This window comes from Streptomyces changchenzhani (assembly GCF_039766235.1).
Taxonomy (GTDB): domain Bacteria; phylum Actinomycetota; class Actinomycetes; order Streptomycetales; family Streptomycetaceae; genus Streptomyces.
In genome coordinates this window covers 244,188-261,093 of sequence record NZ_JBDHNH010000009.1, presented here as the reverse complement: position 1 = coordinate 261,093, position 16,906 = coordinate 244,188, and the positions used below count along the sequence as shown (strand labels likewise).

Annotated in this window: 23 protein-coding genes and 1 riboswitch; of the genes, 12 read left to right on the top strand and 11 right to left on the bottom strand. The window is 70.6% G+C overall.

The features are described from left to right. Positions 1 to 7: 7 nt before the first annotated feature. The 3 genes from ABCR94_RS27520 to ABCR94_RS27510 all read left to right on the top strand — a co-directional run bounded on the left by ABCR94_RS27520 (position 8) and on the right by ABCR94_RS27510 (position 1,528). Positions 8 to 862, top strand: a complete 855-nt coding sequence (locus ABCR94_RS27520; protein ID WP_347122750.1) for a universal stress protein — start codon at positions 8 to 10, stop codon at positions 860 to 862. Positions 863 to 932: 70 nt separating this feature from the next. Next, complete coding sequence (locus ABCR94_RS27515; protein ID WP_347122748.1) at positions 933 to 1,160, top strand: antitoxin; 228 nt, start codon at positions 933 to 935, stop codon at positions 1,158 to 1,160. Further along, entirely contained in the window at positions 1,157 to 1,528 is a 372-nt protein-coding gene (locus ABCR94_RS27510; RefSeq protein ID WP_347122746.1) for a fic family toxin-antitoxin system, toxin component, read from the top strand. Before ABCR94_RS27515 ends, ABCR94_RS27510 begins: the two co-directional genes overlap by 4 nt. Here ABCR94_RS27510 and ABCR94_RS27505 read toward each other — a convergent pair. Genes ABCR94_RS27505 through bioB form a run of 5 tightly spaced genes read right to left on the bottom strand, consistent with a single transcriptional unit; the run spans position 1,525 to position 5,778 of the window. Beyond that, positions 1,525 to 2,199 (bottom strand): class I SAM-dependent methyltransferase, encoded by a 675-nt coding sequence (locus ABCR94_RS27505; RefSeq protein WP_347122745.1) that lies wholly within the window; start codon positions 2,197 to 2,199, stop codon positions 1,525 to 1,527. The genes ABCR94_RS27510 and ABCR94_RS27505 overlap by 4 nt on opposite strands. A gap of 58 nt (positions 2,200 to 2,257) precedes the next feature. Beyond that, entirely contained in the window at positions 2,258 to 2,602 is a 345-nt protein-coding gene (locus ABCR94_RS27500) for a VOC family protein (protein WP_347122744.1), read from the bottom strand. Between the two features lie 10 nt (positions 2,603 to 2,612). Continuing rightward, the gene (bioD, locus tag ABCR94_RS27495; protein WP_347122743.1) at positions 2,613 to 3,305 is read right to left on the bottom strand and encodes a dethiobiotin synthase; all 693 of its coding nucleotides are present in this window, start codon (positions 3,303 to 3,305) and stop codon (positions 2,613 to 2,615) included. Between the two features lie 39 nt (positions 3,306 to 3,344). Then, positions 3,345 to 4,637, bottom strand: a complete 1,293-nt coding sequence (locus ABCR94_RS27490) for an adenosylmethionine--8-amino-7-oxononanoate transaminase (protein WP_347122741.1) — start codon at positions 4,635 to 4,637, stop codon at positions 3,345 to 3,347. Beyond that, entirely contained in the window at positions 4,630 to 5,778 is a 1,149-nt protein-coding gene (gene bioB / locus ABCR94_RS27485) for a biotin synthase BioB (RefSeq protein ID WP_347122740.1), read from the bottom strand. The genes ABCR94_RS27490 and bioB overlap by 8 nt, the downstream gene beginning before the upstream one ends. 143 nt (positions 5,779 to 5,921) lie before the next feature. On the opposite strand from bioB, the gene ABCR94_RS27480 reads away from it, so the two are divergent. Next, positions 5,922 to 7,073 carry an 8-amino-7-oxononanoate synthase gene (locus ABCR94_RS27480; RefSeq protein WP_347122738.1) on the top strand — a complete coding sequence of 384 codons (1,152 nt, stop codon included), beginning with the start codon at positions 5,922 to 5,924 and terminating at the stop codon, positions 7,071 to 7,073. Between the two features lie 3 nt (positions 7,074 to 7,076). On the opposite strand, the gene ABCR94_RS27475 is transcribed toward ABCR94_RS27480, so the two are convergent. Both ABCR94_RS27475 and ABCR94_RS27470 read right to left on the bottom strand, forming a co-directional pair. After that, a complete protein-coding gene (locus tag ABCR94_RS27475; protein ID WP_347122737.1) occupies positions 7,077 to 7,313 on the bottom strand; it encodes a DUF397 domain-containing protein in 237 nt (78 codons plus the stop codon). A 9-nt stretch (positions 7,314 to 7,322) separates the two neighbouring features. Continuing rightward, positions 7,323 to 8,180: a helix-turn-helix domain-containing protein gene (locus ABCR94_RS27470; protein ID WP_347122736.1), complete on the bottom strand. Its 858-nt coding sequence runs from the start codon at positions 8,178 to 8,180 to the stop codon at positions 7,323 to 7,325. Positions 8,181 to 8,408: 228 nt separating this feature from the next. Here ABCR94_RS27470 and ABCR94_RS27465 point away from each other — a divergent pair, with 228 nt between their 5' ends. After that, positions 8,409 to 8,864: an ATP-binding protein gene (locus ABCR94_RS27465; protein WP_347122734.1), complete on the top strand. Its 456-nt coding sequence runs from the start codon at positions 8,409 to 8,411 to the stop codon at positions 8,862 to 8,864. Between the two features lie 114 nt (positions 8,865 to 8,978). On the opposite strand, the gene ABCR94_RS27460 is transcribed toward ABCR94_RS27465, so the two are convergent. Next, complete coding sequence (locus ABCR94_RS27460; protein WP_347122732.1) at positions 8,979 to 9,911, bottom strand: LysR family transcriptional regulator; 933 nt, start codon at positions 9,909 to 9,911, stop codon at positions 8,979 to 8,981. A gap of 102 nt (positions 9,912 to 10,013) precedes the next feature. On the opposite strand from ABCR94_RS27460, the gene ABCR94_RS27455 reads away from it, so the two are divergent. Beyond that, positions 10,014 to 10,691: a LysE family translocator gene (locus ABCR94_RS27455; protein WP_347122730.1), complete on the top strand. Its 678-nt coding sequence runs from the start codon at positions 10,014 to 10,016 to the stop codon at positions 10,689 to 10,691. Positions 10,692 to 10,804: 113 nt separating this feature from the next. On the opposite strand, the gene ABCR94_RS27450 is transcribed toward ABCR94_RS27455, so the two are convergent. The 3 genes from ABCR94_RS27450 to ABCR94_RS27440 all read right to left on the bottom strand — a co-directional run bounded on the left by ABCR94_RS27450 (position 10,805) and on the right by ABCR94_RS27440 (position 12,735). Beyond that, positions 10,805 to 11,281 (bottom strand): C40 family peptidase, encoded by a 477-nt coding sequence (locus tag ABCR94_RS27450; RefSeq protein ID WP_347122729.1) that lies wholly within the window; start codon positions 11,279 to 11,281, stop codon positions 10,805 to 10,807. Positions 11,282 to 11,284: 3 nt separating this feature from the next. Next, a riboswitch (cyclic di-AMP (ydaO/yuaA leader) is annotated at positions 11,285 to 11,457 on the bottom strand. Between the two features lie 327 nt (positions 11,458 to 11,784). Beyond that, a complete protein-coding gene (locus ABCR94_RS27445; RefSeq protein ID WP_347122727.1) occupies positions 11,785 to 12,093 on the bottom strand; it encodes a hypothetical protein in 309 nt (102 codons plus the stop codon). Positions 12,094 to 12,099: 6 nt separating this feature from the next. After that, entirely contained in the window at positions 12,100 to 12,735 is a 636-nt protein-coding gene (locus ABCR94_RS27440) for an ATP-dependent Clp protease proteolytic subunit (RefSeq protein WP_347123106.1), read from the bottom strand. A gap of 94 nt (positions 12,736 to 12,829) precedes the next feature. On the opposite strand from ABCR94_RS27440, the gene ABCR94_RS27435 reads away from it, so the two are divergent. The 6 genes from ABCR94_RS27435 (at position 12,830) to ABCR94_RS27410 (ending at position 16,885) form a co-directional block, all read left to right on the top strand. Then, on the top strand, positions 12,830 to 13,159 hold the full coding sequence (locus tag ABCR94_RS27435; RefSeq protein WP_347122725.1) for a type II toxin-antitoxin system Phd/YefM family antitoxin: 330 nt from the start codon (positions 12,830 to 12,832) through the stop codon (positions 13,157 to 13,159). 33 nt (positions 13,160 to 13,192) lie between these two features. Beyond that, positions 13,193 to 13,693 (top strand): TetR family transcriptional regulator C-terminal domain-containing protein, encoded by a 501-nt coding sequence (locus tag ABCR94_RS27430; RefSeq protein WP_347122724.1) that lies wholly within the window; start codon positions 13,193 to 13,195, stop codon positions 13,691 to 13,693. Between the two features lie 137 nt (positions 13,694 to 13,830). Next, positions 13,831 to 14,133: an urease subunit gamma gene (locus tag ABCR94_RS27425; protein WP_347122722.1), complete on the top strand. Its 303-nt coding sequence runs from the start codon at positions 13,831 to 13,833 to the stop codon at positions 14,131 to 14,133. 13 nt (positions 14,134 to 14,146) lie between these two features. After that, positions 14,147 to 14,458, top strand: coding sequence for an urease subunit beta (locus tag ABCR94_RS27420; protein ID WP_347122720.1), 312 nt, complete (start codon positions 14,147 to 14,149; stop codon positions 14,456 to 14,458). Next, positions 14,451 to 16,172 carry an urease subunit alpha gene (locus ABCR94_RS27415; protein WP_347122719.1) on the top strand — a complete coding sequence of 574 codons (1,722 nt, stop codon included), beginning with the start codon at positions 14,451 to 14,453 and terminating at the stop codon, positions 16,170 to 16,172. The genes ABCR94_RS27420 and ABCR94_RS27415 overlap by 8 nt, the downstream gene beginning before the upstream one ends. A gap of 38 nt (positions 16,173 to 16,210) precedes the next feature. Next, the gene (locus ABCR94_RS27410) at positions 16,211 to 16,885 is read left to right on the top strand and encodes an urease accessory protein UreF (protein WP_347122718.1); all 675 of its coding nucleotides are present in this window, start codon (positions 16,211 to 16,213) and stop codon (positions 16,883 to 16,885) included. Positions 16,886 to 16,906: the final 21 nt, after the last annotated feature.

The following is a 16,906-nucleotide window of genomic DNA, read 5'->3' as shown; positions in this document are numbered from 1 at the left end:
ACCGACCATGCGACACCACATCACCGCAGGTATCGACGGCTCACCCGAAAGCTTGTGCGCCGCCGACTGGGCCGCCCGCGAAGCCCTGCGCCGGGGACTGCCCCTGCACTTGGTACACGCCTTCGACGAACCGTCACCGCGCAGCCACCTGCCGGAGATCGAGGTGCCGCTCCACAGCGAACGTGGCGCGCTCGACCGGTTCGCTCTCCAGCTCTCCTACGCCCATCCCGTCCTCGAAGTCGTCAAGGAGCAGGCGGGGCAACCGCCGGTTGCGGCCCTCCTCGCGGCCGCCCGCACGGCGGACACGCTGGTGGTCGGCTCCCGCGGGTTCAGCGGATTGGCCGGAATCCTGGTCGGCTCGGTCGCGCTGGCCGTCGCCGCCCGCGCCGCGTGCCCGGTCGTTCTCGTACGGGCAGGGGAGCGGCCCGAGGACGAGCGCCCGCACCTGGCAGCCGAGCCGTCCCCGTACCGCCCCGTCGTCCTCGGTATCGACCTGGCCCGCCCGTGCGACGGACTGCTTGAGTACGCCTTCGGCGCGGCGGCGACCCGCCGCACAGCCCTCCATGTCCTGCACGCCTGGGCCGTACCTCTGGTCCCTTCGGCCAATGCCACTGACCCGGCGGAGGGAAAGGAACACCGGCTCGCAGCAGTGCTCGCCTCCTGGCAGCACAAGTTCCCGGACACCCAGGTCACGGGGGAACTCGTCCGCGGTCTGGCCGGCCGGCAGCTACTGAAGGCGGCCACCGGGGCGAGCCTGCTCGTCGTCGGCCGCCGGACCTCGGCCGGGCCGCATCTCGGGTCGACCGCCCACTCGGTGATCCACCACGTCACCTGCCCGGTCGCAGTGGTCCCGCACGACTGAGCCCGCAGGACGCCGAGTCGAGGTCCGGGCCCACTTGCCGGTGCTAGCACTGTCGCGCTAGCGTAGTGGGGTGACGAAGACACAGTTGAACGTTCGGGTGGACGAGACCACCGCCGAGGCCGCGCGACAGCGTGCCCTCCAGCGCGGGATGAGCGTGAACCGCTACATCGAGGAGCTCGTCAAGCAGGATGCCGGGGAGGTGGGGCGCACCTTCGTCGAGGCCGCGTCCGACTTCATGAAGCAGTACGAATCGGTGTTCGCCGAGGAGTTCGGCACGGAGCGCGAAGGCAAGCGTTGACTCTGAAGATCGATCTCGCCTGGCTCCTCATGATCGCCGAGCACAAGACACCCGGTGACCCGCAGGTCATCGACTGGGGTGCGCTGGTCGCCGCAGTCGCCCGGCACGACTCGGAGATATTCGGCATCCCGGTCTACAGCGACCCGCACGCGCGCGCCGCCGCGCTGCTCCAGCTGCTGCTCCACGTCCCGGCCCTGGAGCGCTCCAACGCGATGTTCGCTTCGGCCGTCGCCTACGGCTATCTCGTCGCCTGCGGCCTCAAGGTCGTCACCTCGCCCGAGCAGGTACGGGATCTGGCCAGGCTGGTCAAGGAGGGCAAGGCGGACGTGCACAGCATCGCCGAAGAGCTGCGTCAGTGGAGCCTTTAGGACGGGTGAGGCTTGCGGGCGATCCCCAGCACACACGGGGACGACGGCAGTTTGAGCCCCTTCTCCGGTACGTGCAGCCGCCGGTGCCGCTCGATCTCGAAGCCGGCCGCCGCGATCGCGGCCAGTGGGTCGCGCGCGGTGTGGCAGCCGCCGAAGAGCAACGGCCACACCGTGCGGTCCAGGGCGCGCTGGGTCCCCCTCAGGGACCGGCTCGCGCCGATGCCGTGCTCGAAGAAGCGCAGCTCCCCGCCGGGCCGCAGCACGCGCGCGATCTCGGCGAGGGCGCGCGGCAGGTTCCGTACGGAGCACAGCACCAGTGACACCACGGCCGCGTCGTACGCCTCGGCCTTGACCGGCAGGGCCTCCGCAACGCCCGGCACCACGTCCACCGGGACATCCGCGTCGAGGGCCGCCTGCGCGGCCAGCCGGCGCAGGCTGCGTTCCGGTTCGATCGCCACCACCTCGGAGACGGCCGACGGGTAGTGCGCGAAGTTCAGCCCGTTGCCCGCGCCGATCTCGATGACCCGCCCCGAGAGCCCGGCGAGCAGCTCCTCGCGGTGCGCGGCTACCCCGCCCCTGAGGTCGGCCGCCACGCTGAGCCGGGCGTAGACACGGGCGAAGAGCGGATGGTGGACGGCGTCCCGGGGAATCTTGCTGCGGCGCAGTGCCATCACGTACTCCTGAGGCGGTCGTGGTCGCGTAACGCGATTGTGCACCCGTACCGGCCGGTCAGCCGCTCACGAAGCAGAACTCATTTCCCTCGGGGTCCAGCAGTACCTGGAAGGACCCGTTCTCGTCGGTGACGACGGGGCCCGACAGGGTCGCGCCGAGCCGCACCGCCTCGGCGCCCGCCGCGTCGATGTCGCCCGCCTCCAGGTCAAGATGGAGCCGGTTCTTGACGGCCTTGCCCTCCGGGACGCGCTGGAAGGCGATCCGGGTGAACCCCGGAGGATCGATAGAGGACCAGTCCGCGCCGCGGTCCACCGGATCACCGCCCAGCAGGGCGGCCCAGAACCGCACCAGGGCGGCCGGCGCCGCGCAGTCGAAGACGACTTCGTCTACCCGAGCTCGCATGGGGACCACTTTACGGGTGCCAGGTGCCGCCGAGCGGGGGCGCGAGCCAATCCGTTGCACGCCCCTGGAACACATCGGGCGCCAGGGCCCCCGCACCCTGCGGAACCACGCCGAGCAGTGGGGCGCCCGCGGCCTCCGGCAGGTCCGTCAGATTGCAGCGCTCCGCCAGATCCGGCTGCCGGGGCCAGCTGCCGACCACCACGCCGAGCAGCTCCAACTTCCGTGCCCGTAGGGCCTCGGCGGTCAGGGCTGTCGCGTTCAGCGTGCCGAGGCCGGCGGGGACGACCACCAGGACGGGCGCGCCGAGCAGCCTCGCGACATCGGCGAGTGTGGCCCCCGCGTCGTCGAAGCGCACGAGCAGCCCGCCCGCTCCCTCGATCAGGACCAGGTCGTGTTCGGCAGCCAGCTTCCCGGCCGCCTCCGCCACGTCCTGCGGCAGCACCGGGCGCATGCCGGCGCGCCTGGCGGCGGTCGCGGGGGCCAACGGTTCTGGGTACCGGGCGAGCTCGACGCCCCGCACCCCCTCGCCCGCGAGCCGCACCGCGTCATCGGCGTCACCCGGCTCACCGGGCGCAAGACCGGTCTGCGCGGGCTTGAGCACGGCGACCGTGCGGCCCTGCGCGCGGGCGGCGGCGGCGAGGGCCGCGGTGACGACGGTCTTGCCGATGCCGGTCCCGGTGCCTGTGACGACGATGACGGCCATGCGTGCTCCTAGCGGGGGTATGGGCAGGTGAAGTACGGCTTACGCCGCCGACGCGGCCGCGCACACCGCCCGGGTGATGCGGGCCAGGTCCTCGTCGCCCGTCACATAGGGCGGCATCGTGTAGATGAGATCGCGGAACGGCCGCAGCCACACACCCTCGCGCACCGCGGCCCGCGTCGCCGCCGCCATGTCCACGTCGTGATCCAGCTGTACGACGCCGATCGCGCCCAGCACCCGTACGTCCCGCACTCCAGGCAGCTCCGCCGCCTCCGCCAGACCCTCGCGCAGCCCGGACTCCAGGCGCTTGACCTCCACCTGCCAGTCCTGGCCGAGCAGCAGGTCGATCGAGGCGCAGGCGACCGCGGCGGCCAGCGGATTGCCCATGAACGTCGGGCCGTGCGCCAGCACCGGGACCTCACCGCGCGAGATGCCCTCGGCGACCCGCGAGGTGCACAGCGTCGCCGCCATCGTGAGATAGCCGCCGGTCAGCGCCTTGCCGACACACAGCACATCGGGGGAGACACCCGCGTGCTCCGATGCGAAGAGCGTGCCCGTACGGCCGAAACCGGTCGCGATCTCGTCGAAGACCAGCAGCACGTCGTTCGCGTCGCACGCCTCGCGCAGCACCCGCAGGTACGCGGGGGAGTGGAAGCGCATCCCGCCCGCGCCCTGCACCACCGGCTCCACGATCACCGCGGCCAGCTCGTCCGCGTGGCGGGCGATCAGGTCACCGAGGTGCGCGGCGTACGTCTCGTCGTACTCGGCCGGCGGCGCGTCCGCGAAGACCTGACGCGGCAGCGCCCCCTGCCACAGCTCGTGCATCCCGCCCTCGGGATCGCACACCGACATGGGCTGCCAGGTGTCCCCGTGGTAACCGCCCCGCCAGGTCAGCAGCCGCTGCTTCGCGGGCCGGCCCACCGAGCGCCAGTGCTGGAGGCACATCTTGACGGCGACCTCGACGGAGACCGAACCGGAGTCGGCGAGGAAGACATGCCGCAGCGGCTCCGGAGTGATCTCCACCAGCTTGGCGGCGAGCCGCACGGCGGGCTCATGGGTGAGCCCGCCGAACATGACATGGCTCATCCTGCCGAGCTGGCCGCGCGCCGCCTCGTTGAGTACGGGGTGGTTGTAGCCGTGGATCGCCGACCACCAGGACGACATGCCGTCGATCAGTTCGTCCTGACCGTGTGCGGGCTCCGCGAGGCGCAGCCGAACCCCGGAGGCCGACTCCACGAGCAGCGGCTCCGTACGGCCCGGCATTGGACCGTACGGGTGCCACACGTGCTCGCGGTCAAGACGCAGCAGCTCGGCGGGGGTGAGCGGCTCAGGCATTGGGCGCGAGGTCCGTCCCGGCGCCCCGGCGGCGTACCGACACCAGGTCCGTACGGGCCGCGGGCACCTCGGGAACCGCCGCCGGGGTCTCCGCAGGGGCCTCTGCCGCGTCGCCACAAGCAGAGGCGCAGCCACCGCCGCGGTGCTGCGGCAGCGTCGTGGTGTCCGTGCCCTCCACCTCGAAGCCGGCGTCCGCGATCATCTCCAGGTCCGTCTGGCCGGCCTGGCCCTCACTGGTGAGGTAGTCGCCGAGGAAGATCGAGTTGACCAGGTGCAGCGCGAGCGGCTGCATCGTGCGCAGATGCACCTCGCGCCCGCCCGCGAGCCTGACCTCCACGTCCGGGCAGACGAACCGGACCATCGCCAGGATGCGCAGCGCCCGCTGGGGGGTGAGGTTCCACTCCTTGGCGAGCGGCGTCCCCTCGAAGGGGATCAGAAAGTTCACCGGCACCGAGTCCGGGTCCAGGTCGCGCAGCGCGAAGACCACGTCGATGAGGTCCTCGTCGCTCTCGCCCATGCCCGCGATCAGCCCGGAGCAGGCGGACAGACCCGCGGCCTGGGCCTGCTGGACGGTGTCCACCCGGTCGGCATAGGTATGGGTGCTGGTGATCTTCCCGTACGTCGCCTCGGACGTATTGAGGTTGTGGTTGTACGCGTCCGCGCCGGCTGCCCGGAGCTTCTCCGCCTGCCCGCCGGACAGCAGACCGAGGCAGGCACACACCTCGACGTCCTCGTGTCGGTCCTTGATCGCCTCAATGGTCTTGGAGACCCGGTCGACATCACGGTCCGTCGGCCCGCGCCCGCTCGCGACCAGACACACCCGCTTCGCGCCGCCCGCCACCCCGGCGGCAGCCGCCTTCGACGCCTCGTCGGGCTTCAGCCAGGTGTATTTGAGAATCTCGGCCTTGGAGCCGAGCCGCTGCGAGCAGTACGAGCAGTCCTCGGGGCACAGGCCGGACTTGAGGTTGACGAGGTAGTTGAGTTTCACCCGCCGCCCGAACCACTGGCGGCGTACTTTTCCGGCCGCGGCCACCACATCGAGCAGATCGTCGTCGGAGGTCGCCAGCACCGCGAGAGCTTCTTCGCGGGTCGGCAGCTCGCGCCGCAGTCCCTTGTCCACCAGCGTGTTCAGCAGATCCATGGCGTTGATCCTGGCGCACGGCACCGCCCCCGGCCAAGGTGGAATCACACAAGAGCATGGTCTTGAGGTGTGGGTATTGCCACACCCTGCCCGCACGTGCCCCCGGCTAGTGTCTGTGGGCTGCCTACAAAAGGGACTCACCGATGCCGCAGGGACCGTTCGCACCGTTCGGCTGGATCGACGAGCAGGCGCGGCTGCGCGCGGCGGCCGGACTCGTCAGGACCCTGCGCCCGAGGCCCGCCGAAAGCACGCTGCTCGACCTCGCGAGCAACGACTACCTCGGTCTCACCCACCGCCCCGAGGTCACCTCGGCCGCCGCCGGGGCCGCCCGCCGCTGGGGCGCGGGCGCCACCGGGTCACGGCTGGTCACCGGTAGCACTGAGCTGCATGCCGAGCTGGAGCGCGAACTCGCCGAATTCTGCGGCTTCGAGGCCGCCCTCGTCCTGTCCTCCGGTTACGCCGCCAACCTTGCCGCCCTCACCGCGCTCGGCGGCCACGGCTCGCTGATCGTTTCCGACGCCCTCAACCATGCCTCGATCGTGGACGGCTGCCGCCTCGCGCGCGCCGAGACCGCGGTCGTGCCGCACGCCGACCCCGACGCCGTACGCAAGACGCTCGACGCGCACGACGGCCGTGCGCTGGCCGTCACCGACTCGGTGTTCTCGGTGGACGGTGACGCGGCGCCACTGGCGGAGCTGGCGGAGGCCTGTCGGGCGTACGGCGCGGCGCTCCTCGTCGACGACGCGCACGGCCTCGGGGTGCTGGGCGACGGCGGCCGGGGCGCCCTGGACGAGGCGCGGATCGCGGGCGCGGACGGTGTCGTCGCGACCCTCACCCTGTCGAAGTCCCTGGGCAGCCAGGGCGGGGCGGTCCTCGGCCCGGCCAAGGTCATCGACCACCTGGTCAACACGGCCCGTACATTCATCTTCGACACGGGTCTCGCCCCGGCCGCCGCCGGTGCGGCCCTCGCGAGCCTGCGGCTGCTGCGCCGGGAACCGGAGCTGGCCGCGCGCGCCCGAGCCGTGGCGGTCGCCCTGCATCGCGGGCTGACCGGCGCGGGCCTGACCGCGGTGCGCCCCGACGCCGCCGTGGTGTCGGTCCTGGCACCCTCGCCGGAGGCGGCGGTGCGCTGGGCGGCCGACTGCCGCGCGGCCGGGCTCGTGGTGGGCTGTTTCCGGCCACCGTCGGTGCCCGACGGGATCTCCCGCCTCAGGCTCACGGCGCGGGCCGACCTGACCGATCAGCAGGTCGAAGAAGCGGTGGGCACAATCCGCGGGACCGCACCCACCGCGTGACTCTCAATACGCCTGGCCGAACTCCTGATGGCGTACGGCCGACAGAAAGCACTTCCACGCGTCCGTCGCGAAGAGCAGCGCGGGGCGTGTGACGTTCTTGGAATCGCGCACGGCCAGCAGATCACCGGCCAAACGGGCAGCCTCTACGCAGTTGTTCATACCGGTACTGCGACTGCTGCGACGCCACTGGACTCTGTACGGGAAAGTGCTGGAAGGAACGTTCGCAAGAGGTGCGGACATGGGGCCTCCCTATGCGTTGTTCCTGATCCCCCTGATGAGATGAAACGAGTCCTCAGGTGAAAGGGCCTGGGCCTGGAGTGTGTCGAATGCGGCGCTGTACGCCTTGAGGTCTTCTTTCCGTTCGAGGTAGAGGCTACTCGTCAAGTGGTCGATGACAACCACATCCAGATCAGCAATGTTCGGAAAGGAGAAGATAACGAAAGGACCGGTGAGACCGATGTGCCCACCGGCAGCGAAAGGCACGATCTGCACACGGACATGAGGCAACTGCGCCCTCTCCAGCAACTGCTGCAACTGACGTGTCATGGTCCTCCGGCCCCCCACCTGTCGCCGCAGTACCGCCTCGTCCAGGACCGCGCTCAACTCCAGCGGATCCTCGGCCCGCAGCACCTCCTGGCGGGCGATGCGCACCTCCACCAGCGAGTTCACCCTCTGCGCCGGCGGGGCGCCCAGCGCGGCCCGGGTCACCGCCCGTGCGTAGTCCGGTGTCTGCAGCAGCCCCGGGACCACGGTGTTCTCCAGCGTGCGCGCCGAACTCGCCTGGGACTCCAGGCTGATGAAGTCCCGGTACTGCGGCGGCAACAGCCCGCGATAGGCGTGCCACCAATGGATTCCCGCGTCGTTCGCGGAGCCGGCCAACGCCTCCAGCAACGCCCGAAGCTGCGGATCGCACACTTCGTACACATTCAGCAATAGGGCCACATCGGTCGCCTTCACGGCGCTGCGGCCCGTCTCGATCCTACTCACCTTCGACTGGTGCCACCCGACCAGACAGGCGGCTTCCGGGCTGGTCAGCCCGGCGCGGTCGCGCAGCTTGCGTAACTCTTCCCCCAGCTTGCGTCGCCGCACCGCGGGACCGTTCCGCATATTGACTCCCTCCACCCCGCGCCGATGCGCCATTCTGCCGCCCAAATACGCTCTCGCGTAGCAGAGTTCACCGCTTCGAGCGACAGATATATGCATATCTTGGAGGAACGCCAACTATCACGGCACCATGAGTGTCACTCTGGCGCAGAGCACAATCCGAGGCCGCCCTCGAAGTTGAATCCGCTACGAGTCGGAGTCCGGCCCCGGTGGGAAAGGGACAGCGTCGCCATGGCAGACCATCAGGAATCATCCGTCACTCTGCCGAGCGATCCAGCCTCGGTCTCCACGGCACGGAGATACGTCGCGGAAATTCTCGGGGGCTGGGGCATGCCACCGGATTCCGATGTAGCCGATATGGTCCGGCTGATCGTCTCGGAGCTCGCCACCAACGCGGTGCAGCACACACGCGGCCAGTCGCCCACCTTCACCGTGGACGTACAGCTGGAGCGGGACGAGCAGTTGCGTATCGGTGTCACCGACAGTCACCCTCGGTGGCCGAAGCGGCTGCCCGCCGCGGTCCAGCAGGACAACGGGCGCGGCATGGTGATCATCCGCTGTCTCACCGTGGAGTACGGCGGACGGCTGTCCGTCACACCCACGGCCGAGGGCGGCAAGACCGTCTGGATCGCACTGCCGTGGACTGCGCCCGTCCAACTCCCCGTCCAGACACCCGTCCAGGCGTAGTCCACGCTTAGTCCAGGCGGGTGTTGTGCCTGGTCGGGCAGAGTGTGCAGGGCGTGCCGCTCGACTGTGCGCGGCGGCCGGCGGGCGGCGAGGGGCAGTCCCCGGCGAGCGTGCTCAGCCGGCCCCGCTCCGGCCGGTACCTGCCGCCCGTCCGAACGCGCCGCGCAGCAAGGCCCGCAGGGTGTCCGCGGCCGGGCTCCGTTCGCCGGTCCTGTGCACGACCGAGATGGTGCGCCGCAGCCCGGCGTCCGCCAGCGCCCGCGATCCCACCGGGGTCGTCGCCATCGCGGCGACCATCTCGGGCACCACGGCCACCCCGAGCCCCGCACTGACCAGTGCGCACACCAGCGCGTACCCGGGCGACTCGCACACCACCGCGGGCGTCGCCCCCGCGGCGGCCAGCGCCGCCTCCACACCCTGGCGGGGCGGATGGGTCGGCGCGCTGCTGATCAGCGGCTGGCCGGCCAGGTCCGCCAGGCGCAGTCGGACCGAGCCGCCGGCCAGCGCGTGTCCTGGCGCCGTCACCAGCACCAGCTCCTCGACCAGCAGCCGCTCCGCCGCCACCCCGGCGGGCAGTGGCACGGTCGGCGCCGGTTCGTAACTGTGGGTCAGTGCCAGGTCCACCTCGCCGGCCGCCACCGCGGTGACACCGTCCGGCGGCTCGTAGTCGGCGACCGCCAGCTCCACATCGGGATGCGCACGGCGGAACGCGCTGAGCACCGGCGGCAGCAGATGGATGCCGGCCGTCGTGAACGTGCCGACCCGGAGCCGGCCGCCCGACAGGCCCGCCAGCTGCGCGAGTTCGTGCCGCGCCAGTTCCAGCTCGCCGAGCACCCGCCGAGCCCGCACCGCCAGCAGCTCACCCGCGGCCGTCAGCCTGGCCCCGCGGTGGTGGCGCACCAGCAAGGTGGCGCCCGTCTCGCGCTCCAGCTTGGCGAGCTGCTGCGACAGCGCGGGCGCAGTGTAGCCGAGGCGCGCGGCGGCCCGGGTGATGGAACCGGCCTCGGCGACCGCGACCAGCGCCGCCAGCCGTGTCGGGTCGTACATGGTGAGCTTCCCCGGGGGCGGCCGACCCCCAACAGTTCCTTTAGGCAGACCAAGAAGATTGCAAGTACATGCTAAAGCCCTGGCCGGTCCAGGATGGGGGCCATGGACGCACAACTGGTCGCCTTCACCGGCGTCGCCGCAGGCATGGTCGCCATGCCCGGCGCGGATTTCGCGGTCGTCGTACGCAACGCACTGGCGTCACGCCGTGCGGGGGTCGTGAGCGCGGTCGGCGTCGCGGGCGGACTGCTGGTGCACACCGCGCTGGCCGTCGCGGGGCTGGCTGCCGTGCTGGTCGCCGTACCGGCCCTGTTCCGCGCGATCCAGCTGCTTGGCGGCGCCTACATCCTCTACCTGGGCTGCCGTGCGCTGCTGTCGGTGCTGCGTTCCACACCTGGTTCCACACCTGGTTCCACGACTGCTTCCGCACCGGAGGGCCGGCCGGGCGCGGGGCGCGAGGAGAGGTCCGTGGGCGGTGTCGGCCGCAGCCTTCGGCAGGGCTTCCTCACCAACGCGCTCAACCCGAAGGCGCCGGTTCTCTTCCTCAGCCTGCTGCCCCAGTTCGTGCCCGCGGGTCGGCCGCCGCTCCCCAGGACGCTGTTGCTCGCCTTGATCGTTGTCGTACTGGCCCTGCTCTGGTTCCTCGTGGTCGCGCTCCTGGTGGACCGCCTTGGCCCCTGGCTGCGGCGTCCGCGCGCGGCCCGCGCCGTCGAGGCGGTCAGTGGCGGCGCGCTCGCGGTGCTGGGGCTGATCCTGCTGGCCGGGCCGCTGGGGGCGGTGTGACCACGCCGCCGGGGGATCGGGTCGCCGCGACGGGTGGGTGGTCACGGTGCCGGTGAACACCACCGTCACCGTGACCGTCCCGGCCCGTTACCGGGGTGGGGCCGGGGCCGGGGTCAGCGCACCCTGCCGTACCAGACGCTCTTGGACCAGATCTTCTCCAGTCGCACCACGGACCCGCTCTTGGGGGAGTGCCAGATCTTGCCACTGCCGGCGTAGATGCCCACGTGGTAGACGCTCCGCCCGGAGTGGAAGAAGACCAGGTCGCCGCGGACCCTGCTGGAGGAGGAGACGCGGCGGGTCTTGTTGTACTGGGACTGGGCGGTGCGCGGCAGTCTCTTGCCCGCCTTCTTGAACGAGTAGACCGTCAGTCCCGAGCAGTCGAACCGGTTGGGACCTGCTGCCCCGTACCCGTACGGGGACCCCTTCTTCGACGCGGCCACTTTCAGTGCCTTCGTCGAGTGCGCCGGGGCGGCCTGCGCCTCACTGGCGGCTCCTGGCGCCAGCATCGAGGCGCCCATTACGGCGATGGTGAGGGCCGAAGCTGCTCCGGTTCTTGTCATCAGCGACGGAACATTTATGTGCGCGGTCATGCGCAACCCTTCGTCAGCCGCCTGTGAAGGATGACCTGTCGGGTTCGGACAGGCGAAGATGTCCGGCCGCGTCAAGCGGCTTCACCCCAAGGGACGGCCATGTAGCCAGGCCATCCCGACGCGCTTGGGTCCTCCACTCCTGCCGTTGCACTCTGTCGACCAGGCATCCGGGAGGCGGCAGGACTAAGCGTCCACCCGGACCGCCCCGCCGTGTGGCAGGGGCTTGTCGTCCCAGGGATCTTGACCCATGCCCCGTCTGTTTTCCGAGCTGAAATGACGTTTTGTGAGGCTCCTCACCACTGAACCGTTCGGGTGGACAAGGGTGATTGCGTCCGCCGTCGTCGGTGCGTGGGGACCGCTGTACCAGCACCGGAGTGATTCATTCCGGATGGTGTGTAGGTGCGATGTGCAAGTCGAGCGGTACTCCTGTCCACCCCTCGACTACGCCATTCGAGGGAGCGCGTGTCGTACGACGAGCGGCTCGAAGGCCGAGCCGAGCGCCGTCAACTCGATGAAACCGGTGGCACGGTGACCCGTCCCGAGCGCCGCTCCCCGTCGAGAACGCGCAGTGCCCGCGTCAGAGTGGCGGCGTGCACCCTGGTTTCGCCCCGCTCGTGCATCAGAGTGAGGGCGTCCCGCAGCGCGGGAGCCTTCGAGGCGAGGGCCTGCGCGGCCCGCAGTGCCCCATAGGTGTCCGTTGCGCGCGCCGGGTTGATCCGTCCCAGCAGATCGACCACTTCGAGATAGCGGTCGACGAACTCACCCTCGGCGCGGGTGAGCGCGGGCAGCGGAGGCGGCTCGGGCGGCAGCATCGCGGCTCACCTCGGTGAGGGGGAGGCGTGGGTGTCCTTGCGGCTCTGCACGATGTGGTCCACCAGGCCGTACGCCTCGGCCGCCCCGGCATCGAAGATCTTGTCGCGCTCGATGTCCTCGCCGACGCGCTCCAGGCTCTGCCCGGTGTGGCGCGCCAGCAGCTCGGTGAGCATCTCGCGCATGCGCAGCAGCTCCCGCGCCTCGATCTCCAGATCCGACGGCTGGCCCCGCAGGGGCTGGTCGATGGAGGGCTGGCTGAGGACCACCCGCGCACCCGGCAGGGCGAGCCGCTTTCCGGGGGCGCCGGCCGCGAGGAGCACGGCGGCGGAGGAGGCGGCCTGGCCCAGGCAGATCGTCTCCACGTCGCAGGTGACGAACTGGATCGTGTCGTAGATCGCGGACATGGCGGTGAACGAACCGCCGGGGGAGTTGATGTAGAGCGAGATGTCCCGGTCGGGGGCGGCGTGTTCGAGGTACATGAACTGCGCCATCACGTCGTTGGCGGCCGTGTCGTCGACAGCCGTTCCCAGAAAGACGATGCGCTCCTCCAGCAGCCTGGAGTACGGATCCATGGTTCGGGTCCCGGTGCTGGTGCGCTCCGTGAACTCGGGAAGTACATGGCGCGCGGCGGGGGCAGAGATGCGGTGCATGGCAGTGGCTCTCCTCATGCTGCTCGGGCTCGTGCTCAGTTTCTGTAAAAAATGTACAGGACGTACAAGCCGTAATATGGGGAGCATGGCCTACGAGATTCCGGTGACGCAAGCCCGAGCAGAGCTCGCCGAGCTGATCAACCGTGTGGTGTACGGCGGGGAGCGGGTGGTCGTGACACGTCACGGGAAGCCGCTCGTGGCGCTGGTTTCCGCCGCTGACCTGCAGCGACTCGAAAGCGACGCGGAGGTGGCCGAGGAGCAGGTGATCAGCTCCGTCTCCACCATCGGCTCGCTCGCGTCCGCTCCGGGCGAACGGCGGCGCTTCGGCATCGCCGCCGAGCACCGCATCGAACGCGGTACCGAACACGGCGTGGAGCACCGAACCGAACACGGCGACGGCCACCGCGAGAGCTGAGCGTGCAGATAGGGCGTGTACGCGAAAGGGCGTGTGCCCCCGTCCGCTGCCGCGTGGGTCCCCGGCGGGGGCGGCGGCCACATCCGTGAACCGCACCTGTGTGCCGGGCGGGGCCTGAGCGGTCACTGCCTCGCGCAGCAGCTGGGCCACCACGGGGCTCGCGGCGGAGGCGGTCAGCAGCTCGGGCCCCTTCGGGGTGACGACCACCGCGCCGTATACGACCTGGTCCTCGATGGCGGTGCGGGCCGCCGCCGCGTCCAGGTGTGGACCGAGACCCTGCGCAACGAGCAGCTCGCCGCCACGCTGGACGAGGGGTACGGCGGACTGCGGCTGTCCTGGGCCAAGCTGGTGGAGGCCTACCGCGACAACGGCTTGATGGCCTCGGACGTCCCACCCGACCAGGTGGCCCGCACCCTCATCGCCATCGCCCAGGGCTTCATCGCCCAGCAGGCGCTCTTCGGCGACGTGGAGGTCGACGTGCTGGAGGACAGGCTGCGGGGGCTGATGTCCATGCAACAACCCAAGATCAGTTAACGCGCCGGAAAAACTTCACCCCTAACGTTCAACCTCAGGCCGTGAGGTCCTCAAGCGCAGGTCAACAGAGTGTTGAAGTGGGCTAGGGTCCCGCTGCGCCCCTACGGTTCTGGGCGGGACAACTGTGAGGTGGGCACGTGCAACTGACTCCGCACGAGCAGGAACGACTGCTCATCCATGTGGCCGCCGATGTGGCGGAGAAGCGCAGGGCGCGCGGGGTGAAGCTCAATCACCCCGAGACGGTCGCGCTCATCACCGCGCACATCCTCGAAGGGGCCAGGGACGGCCGCACCGTCGCTGAACTCATGTCGTCCGGCCGCAAGGTGCTCGGCCGCGACGACGTCATGGTGGGCATCCCCGAGATGATCCACGACGTACAGGTGGAGGCGACCTTCCCGGACGGCACCAAGCTCGTCACCGTCCATGAACCGATCGTCTGACGGGGCCTCGGCGATGATCCCTGGGGAAATTCTTTACGGCGACGGTCCTGTGCGCATCAACGAGGGCCGCGCCGTCACCCGCCTCACCGTCCTGAACGCCGCCGACCGGCCCGTCCAGGTCGGCTCCCACTACCACTTCGCCGAGGCCAACCCCGGCCTCGACTTCGACCGCACCGTCGCCCATGGCCTGCGGCTCAACATCGCCGCGGGCACCGCCGTGCGCTTCGAGCCCGGTATCCCCGTCGACGTCGAACTCGTCCCCATCGGCGGTCTGCGCATCGTCGCGGGTCTGCGTGGGGAGACCGGAGGGTCCCTCGATGCCTGAGCTCCATCGCGCGGTGTACGCCGACCTGTTCGGCCCCACCACCGGCGACCGCATCCGGCTCGCCGACACCGACCTGCTGATCGAGATCGAGGAGGACCACTCGGGCGGACCCGGCCGCGCGGGGGACGAGGCGGTGTTCGGCGGCGGCAAAGTGATCCGCGAGTCGATGGGCCAGGCCAGGACCACCCGCGCCGAAGGCGCCCCCGATACCGTCATCACCGGCGTGGTCGTCCTCGACCACTGGGGCATCGTCAAGGCCGACGTCGGCATCAGGGACGGCCGGATCACCGGCATCGGCAAGGCCGGCAACCCCGACACCATGGACGGCGTACACCCCGACCTGATCATCGGGCCCGAGACCGAGATCATCGCGGGCAACGGCAAGATCCTCACCGCCGGGACCATCGACGCCCACGTCCACTTCATCTCGCCCACCGTCGTCGACCAGGCACTCTCCTCGGGCACCACCACCCTCGTCGGCGGCGGCACAGGCCCCGCCGAGGGCACCAAGGCGACCACTGTCACGCCGGGGCCCTGGCACCTGGCCCGGATGTTCGAGGCGCTGGAGCACTACCCGGTCAACATCGGACTGCTCGGCAAGGGCAACACGATGTCCCGCGAGGCGATGTACTCCCAACTGCGGGGCGGGGCGGTCGGGTTCAAGATCCATGAGGACTGGGGAGCCACCCCCGCCGTCATCGACGCCTGCCTGAGCGTCTGCGACGAGACGGGCGCGCAGCTCGCCATCCACACCGACACCCTGAACGAGGCCGGGTTCGTCGGCGACACCCTCGCCGCCATCGCCGGGCGGTCCATCCACGCGTACCACACCGAGGGCGCGGGCGGCGGGCACGCGCCCGACATCATCACGGTCGTCTCCGAGTCCTATGTGCTGCCCAGCTCGACCAATCCGACCCGGCCGCACACCGTCAACACCATCGAGGAACACCTCGACATGCTGATGGTCTGTCACCACCTCAACCCGGCCGTGCCGGAGGACCTGGCCTTTGCCGAGTCCCGGATCAGGCCGAGCACCATCGCGGCCGAGGACATCCTGCACGACATCGGCGCCATCTCGATCATCTCCTCCGACTCCCAGGCGATGGGCCGTATCGGGGAGGTCGCGATGCGCACCTGGCAGACCGCGCACGTGATGAAGAAGCGCCGCGGCCCGCTGCCGGGAGACGGCCGGGCCGACAACCACCGCGCACGTCGCTATGTCGCCAAATACACCATCAACCCGGCGGTCGCCCAAGGCCTGGACCGCGAGATCGGCTCCGTCGAGACCGGCAAGCTCGCCGACCTGGTGCTGTGGGACCCGGTCTTCTTCGGCGTCAAGCCGCAGTTGGTCATCAAGGGCGGACAGATCGCGTACGCGCAGATGGGCGACGCCAACGCCTCCATCCCGACCCCGCAACCGGTGCTGCCCCGGCCGATGTTCGGCGCGCTCGGCAGGGCCCCGGCGGGCAACTCCGTCAACTTCGTCACCGGGGCGGCGATCGAGGACGGCCTGGGGGAGCGGCTCGGCCTCGGCAAGCAGTTCGTGCCGATCACCAGCACCCGTGGGCTCACCAAGGCCGACATGCGGGAGAACGACGCGCTCCCGCGTGTCGAGGTCGACCCCGACACCTTCACCGTGACCATCGACGGCGACCCGGTCGACCCTGCCCCCGCCGCCGAACTCCCGCTCGCCCAGCGTTACTTCCTCTTCTGATGAGCTATTGATGATGAGTTACTGATGGTGAGCCACTGATGAGCCGCGCCGCCCTGCTCGTCCTCGCCGACGGCCGCTTCCCCGCCGGCGGCCACGCCCACTCGGGCGGGGCGGAAGCGGCCGTCAAGGCGGGCCGCATCCGCAGCGCCCCCGACCTCGCGGCCTTCTGCCGGGGACGACTGCACACCACCGGGCTCACCGCGGCGGCGCTCGCCGCTGCCGCCGCAGCCGGAATCGACCCGCTCGACCTCGACGAGGCCGCCGACGCCCGCACGCCCTCACCCGCCCTGCGGGCCACGGCGCGCAAGCTCGGCCGGCAGTTGATGCGCGCCGCCCGCGCCACCTGGCCGTGCGCCGAGCTCGACGCGCTCGCCACGGCGCGCCCACGCGGCGCCCACCAGCCCGTCGTGCTCGGCCTGACCGCCCGCGCGGCGGGGCTCGGCCCCGAGGACGCCGCACACTGCGCCGCGTACGAAAGCGTCAGCGGCCCCACGACCGCGACCGTGCGCCTGCTCGGCCTGGACCCTTTCGAGGCCACCGCCGTCCTCGCCCGCCTCGCACCCGAACTCGACCAGGTCGCGCGGCGGGCCGCCGAAGCCGCCGGGCTCGCGCTCGCCGAAGGCACCGGCGCACTGCCCGCCGCGTCCGCGCCGCTGCTCGACATCACGGCCCAGGCGCACGCGGCCTGGCCCGTACGCCTCTTCGCCTCGTAACACTCCCTAGGAGAGCCGCCC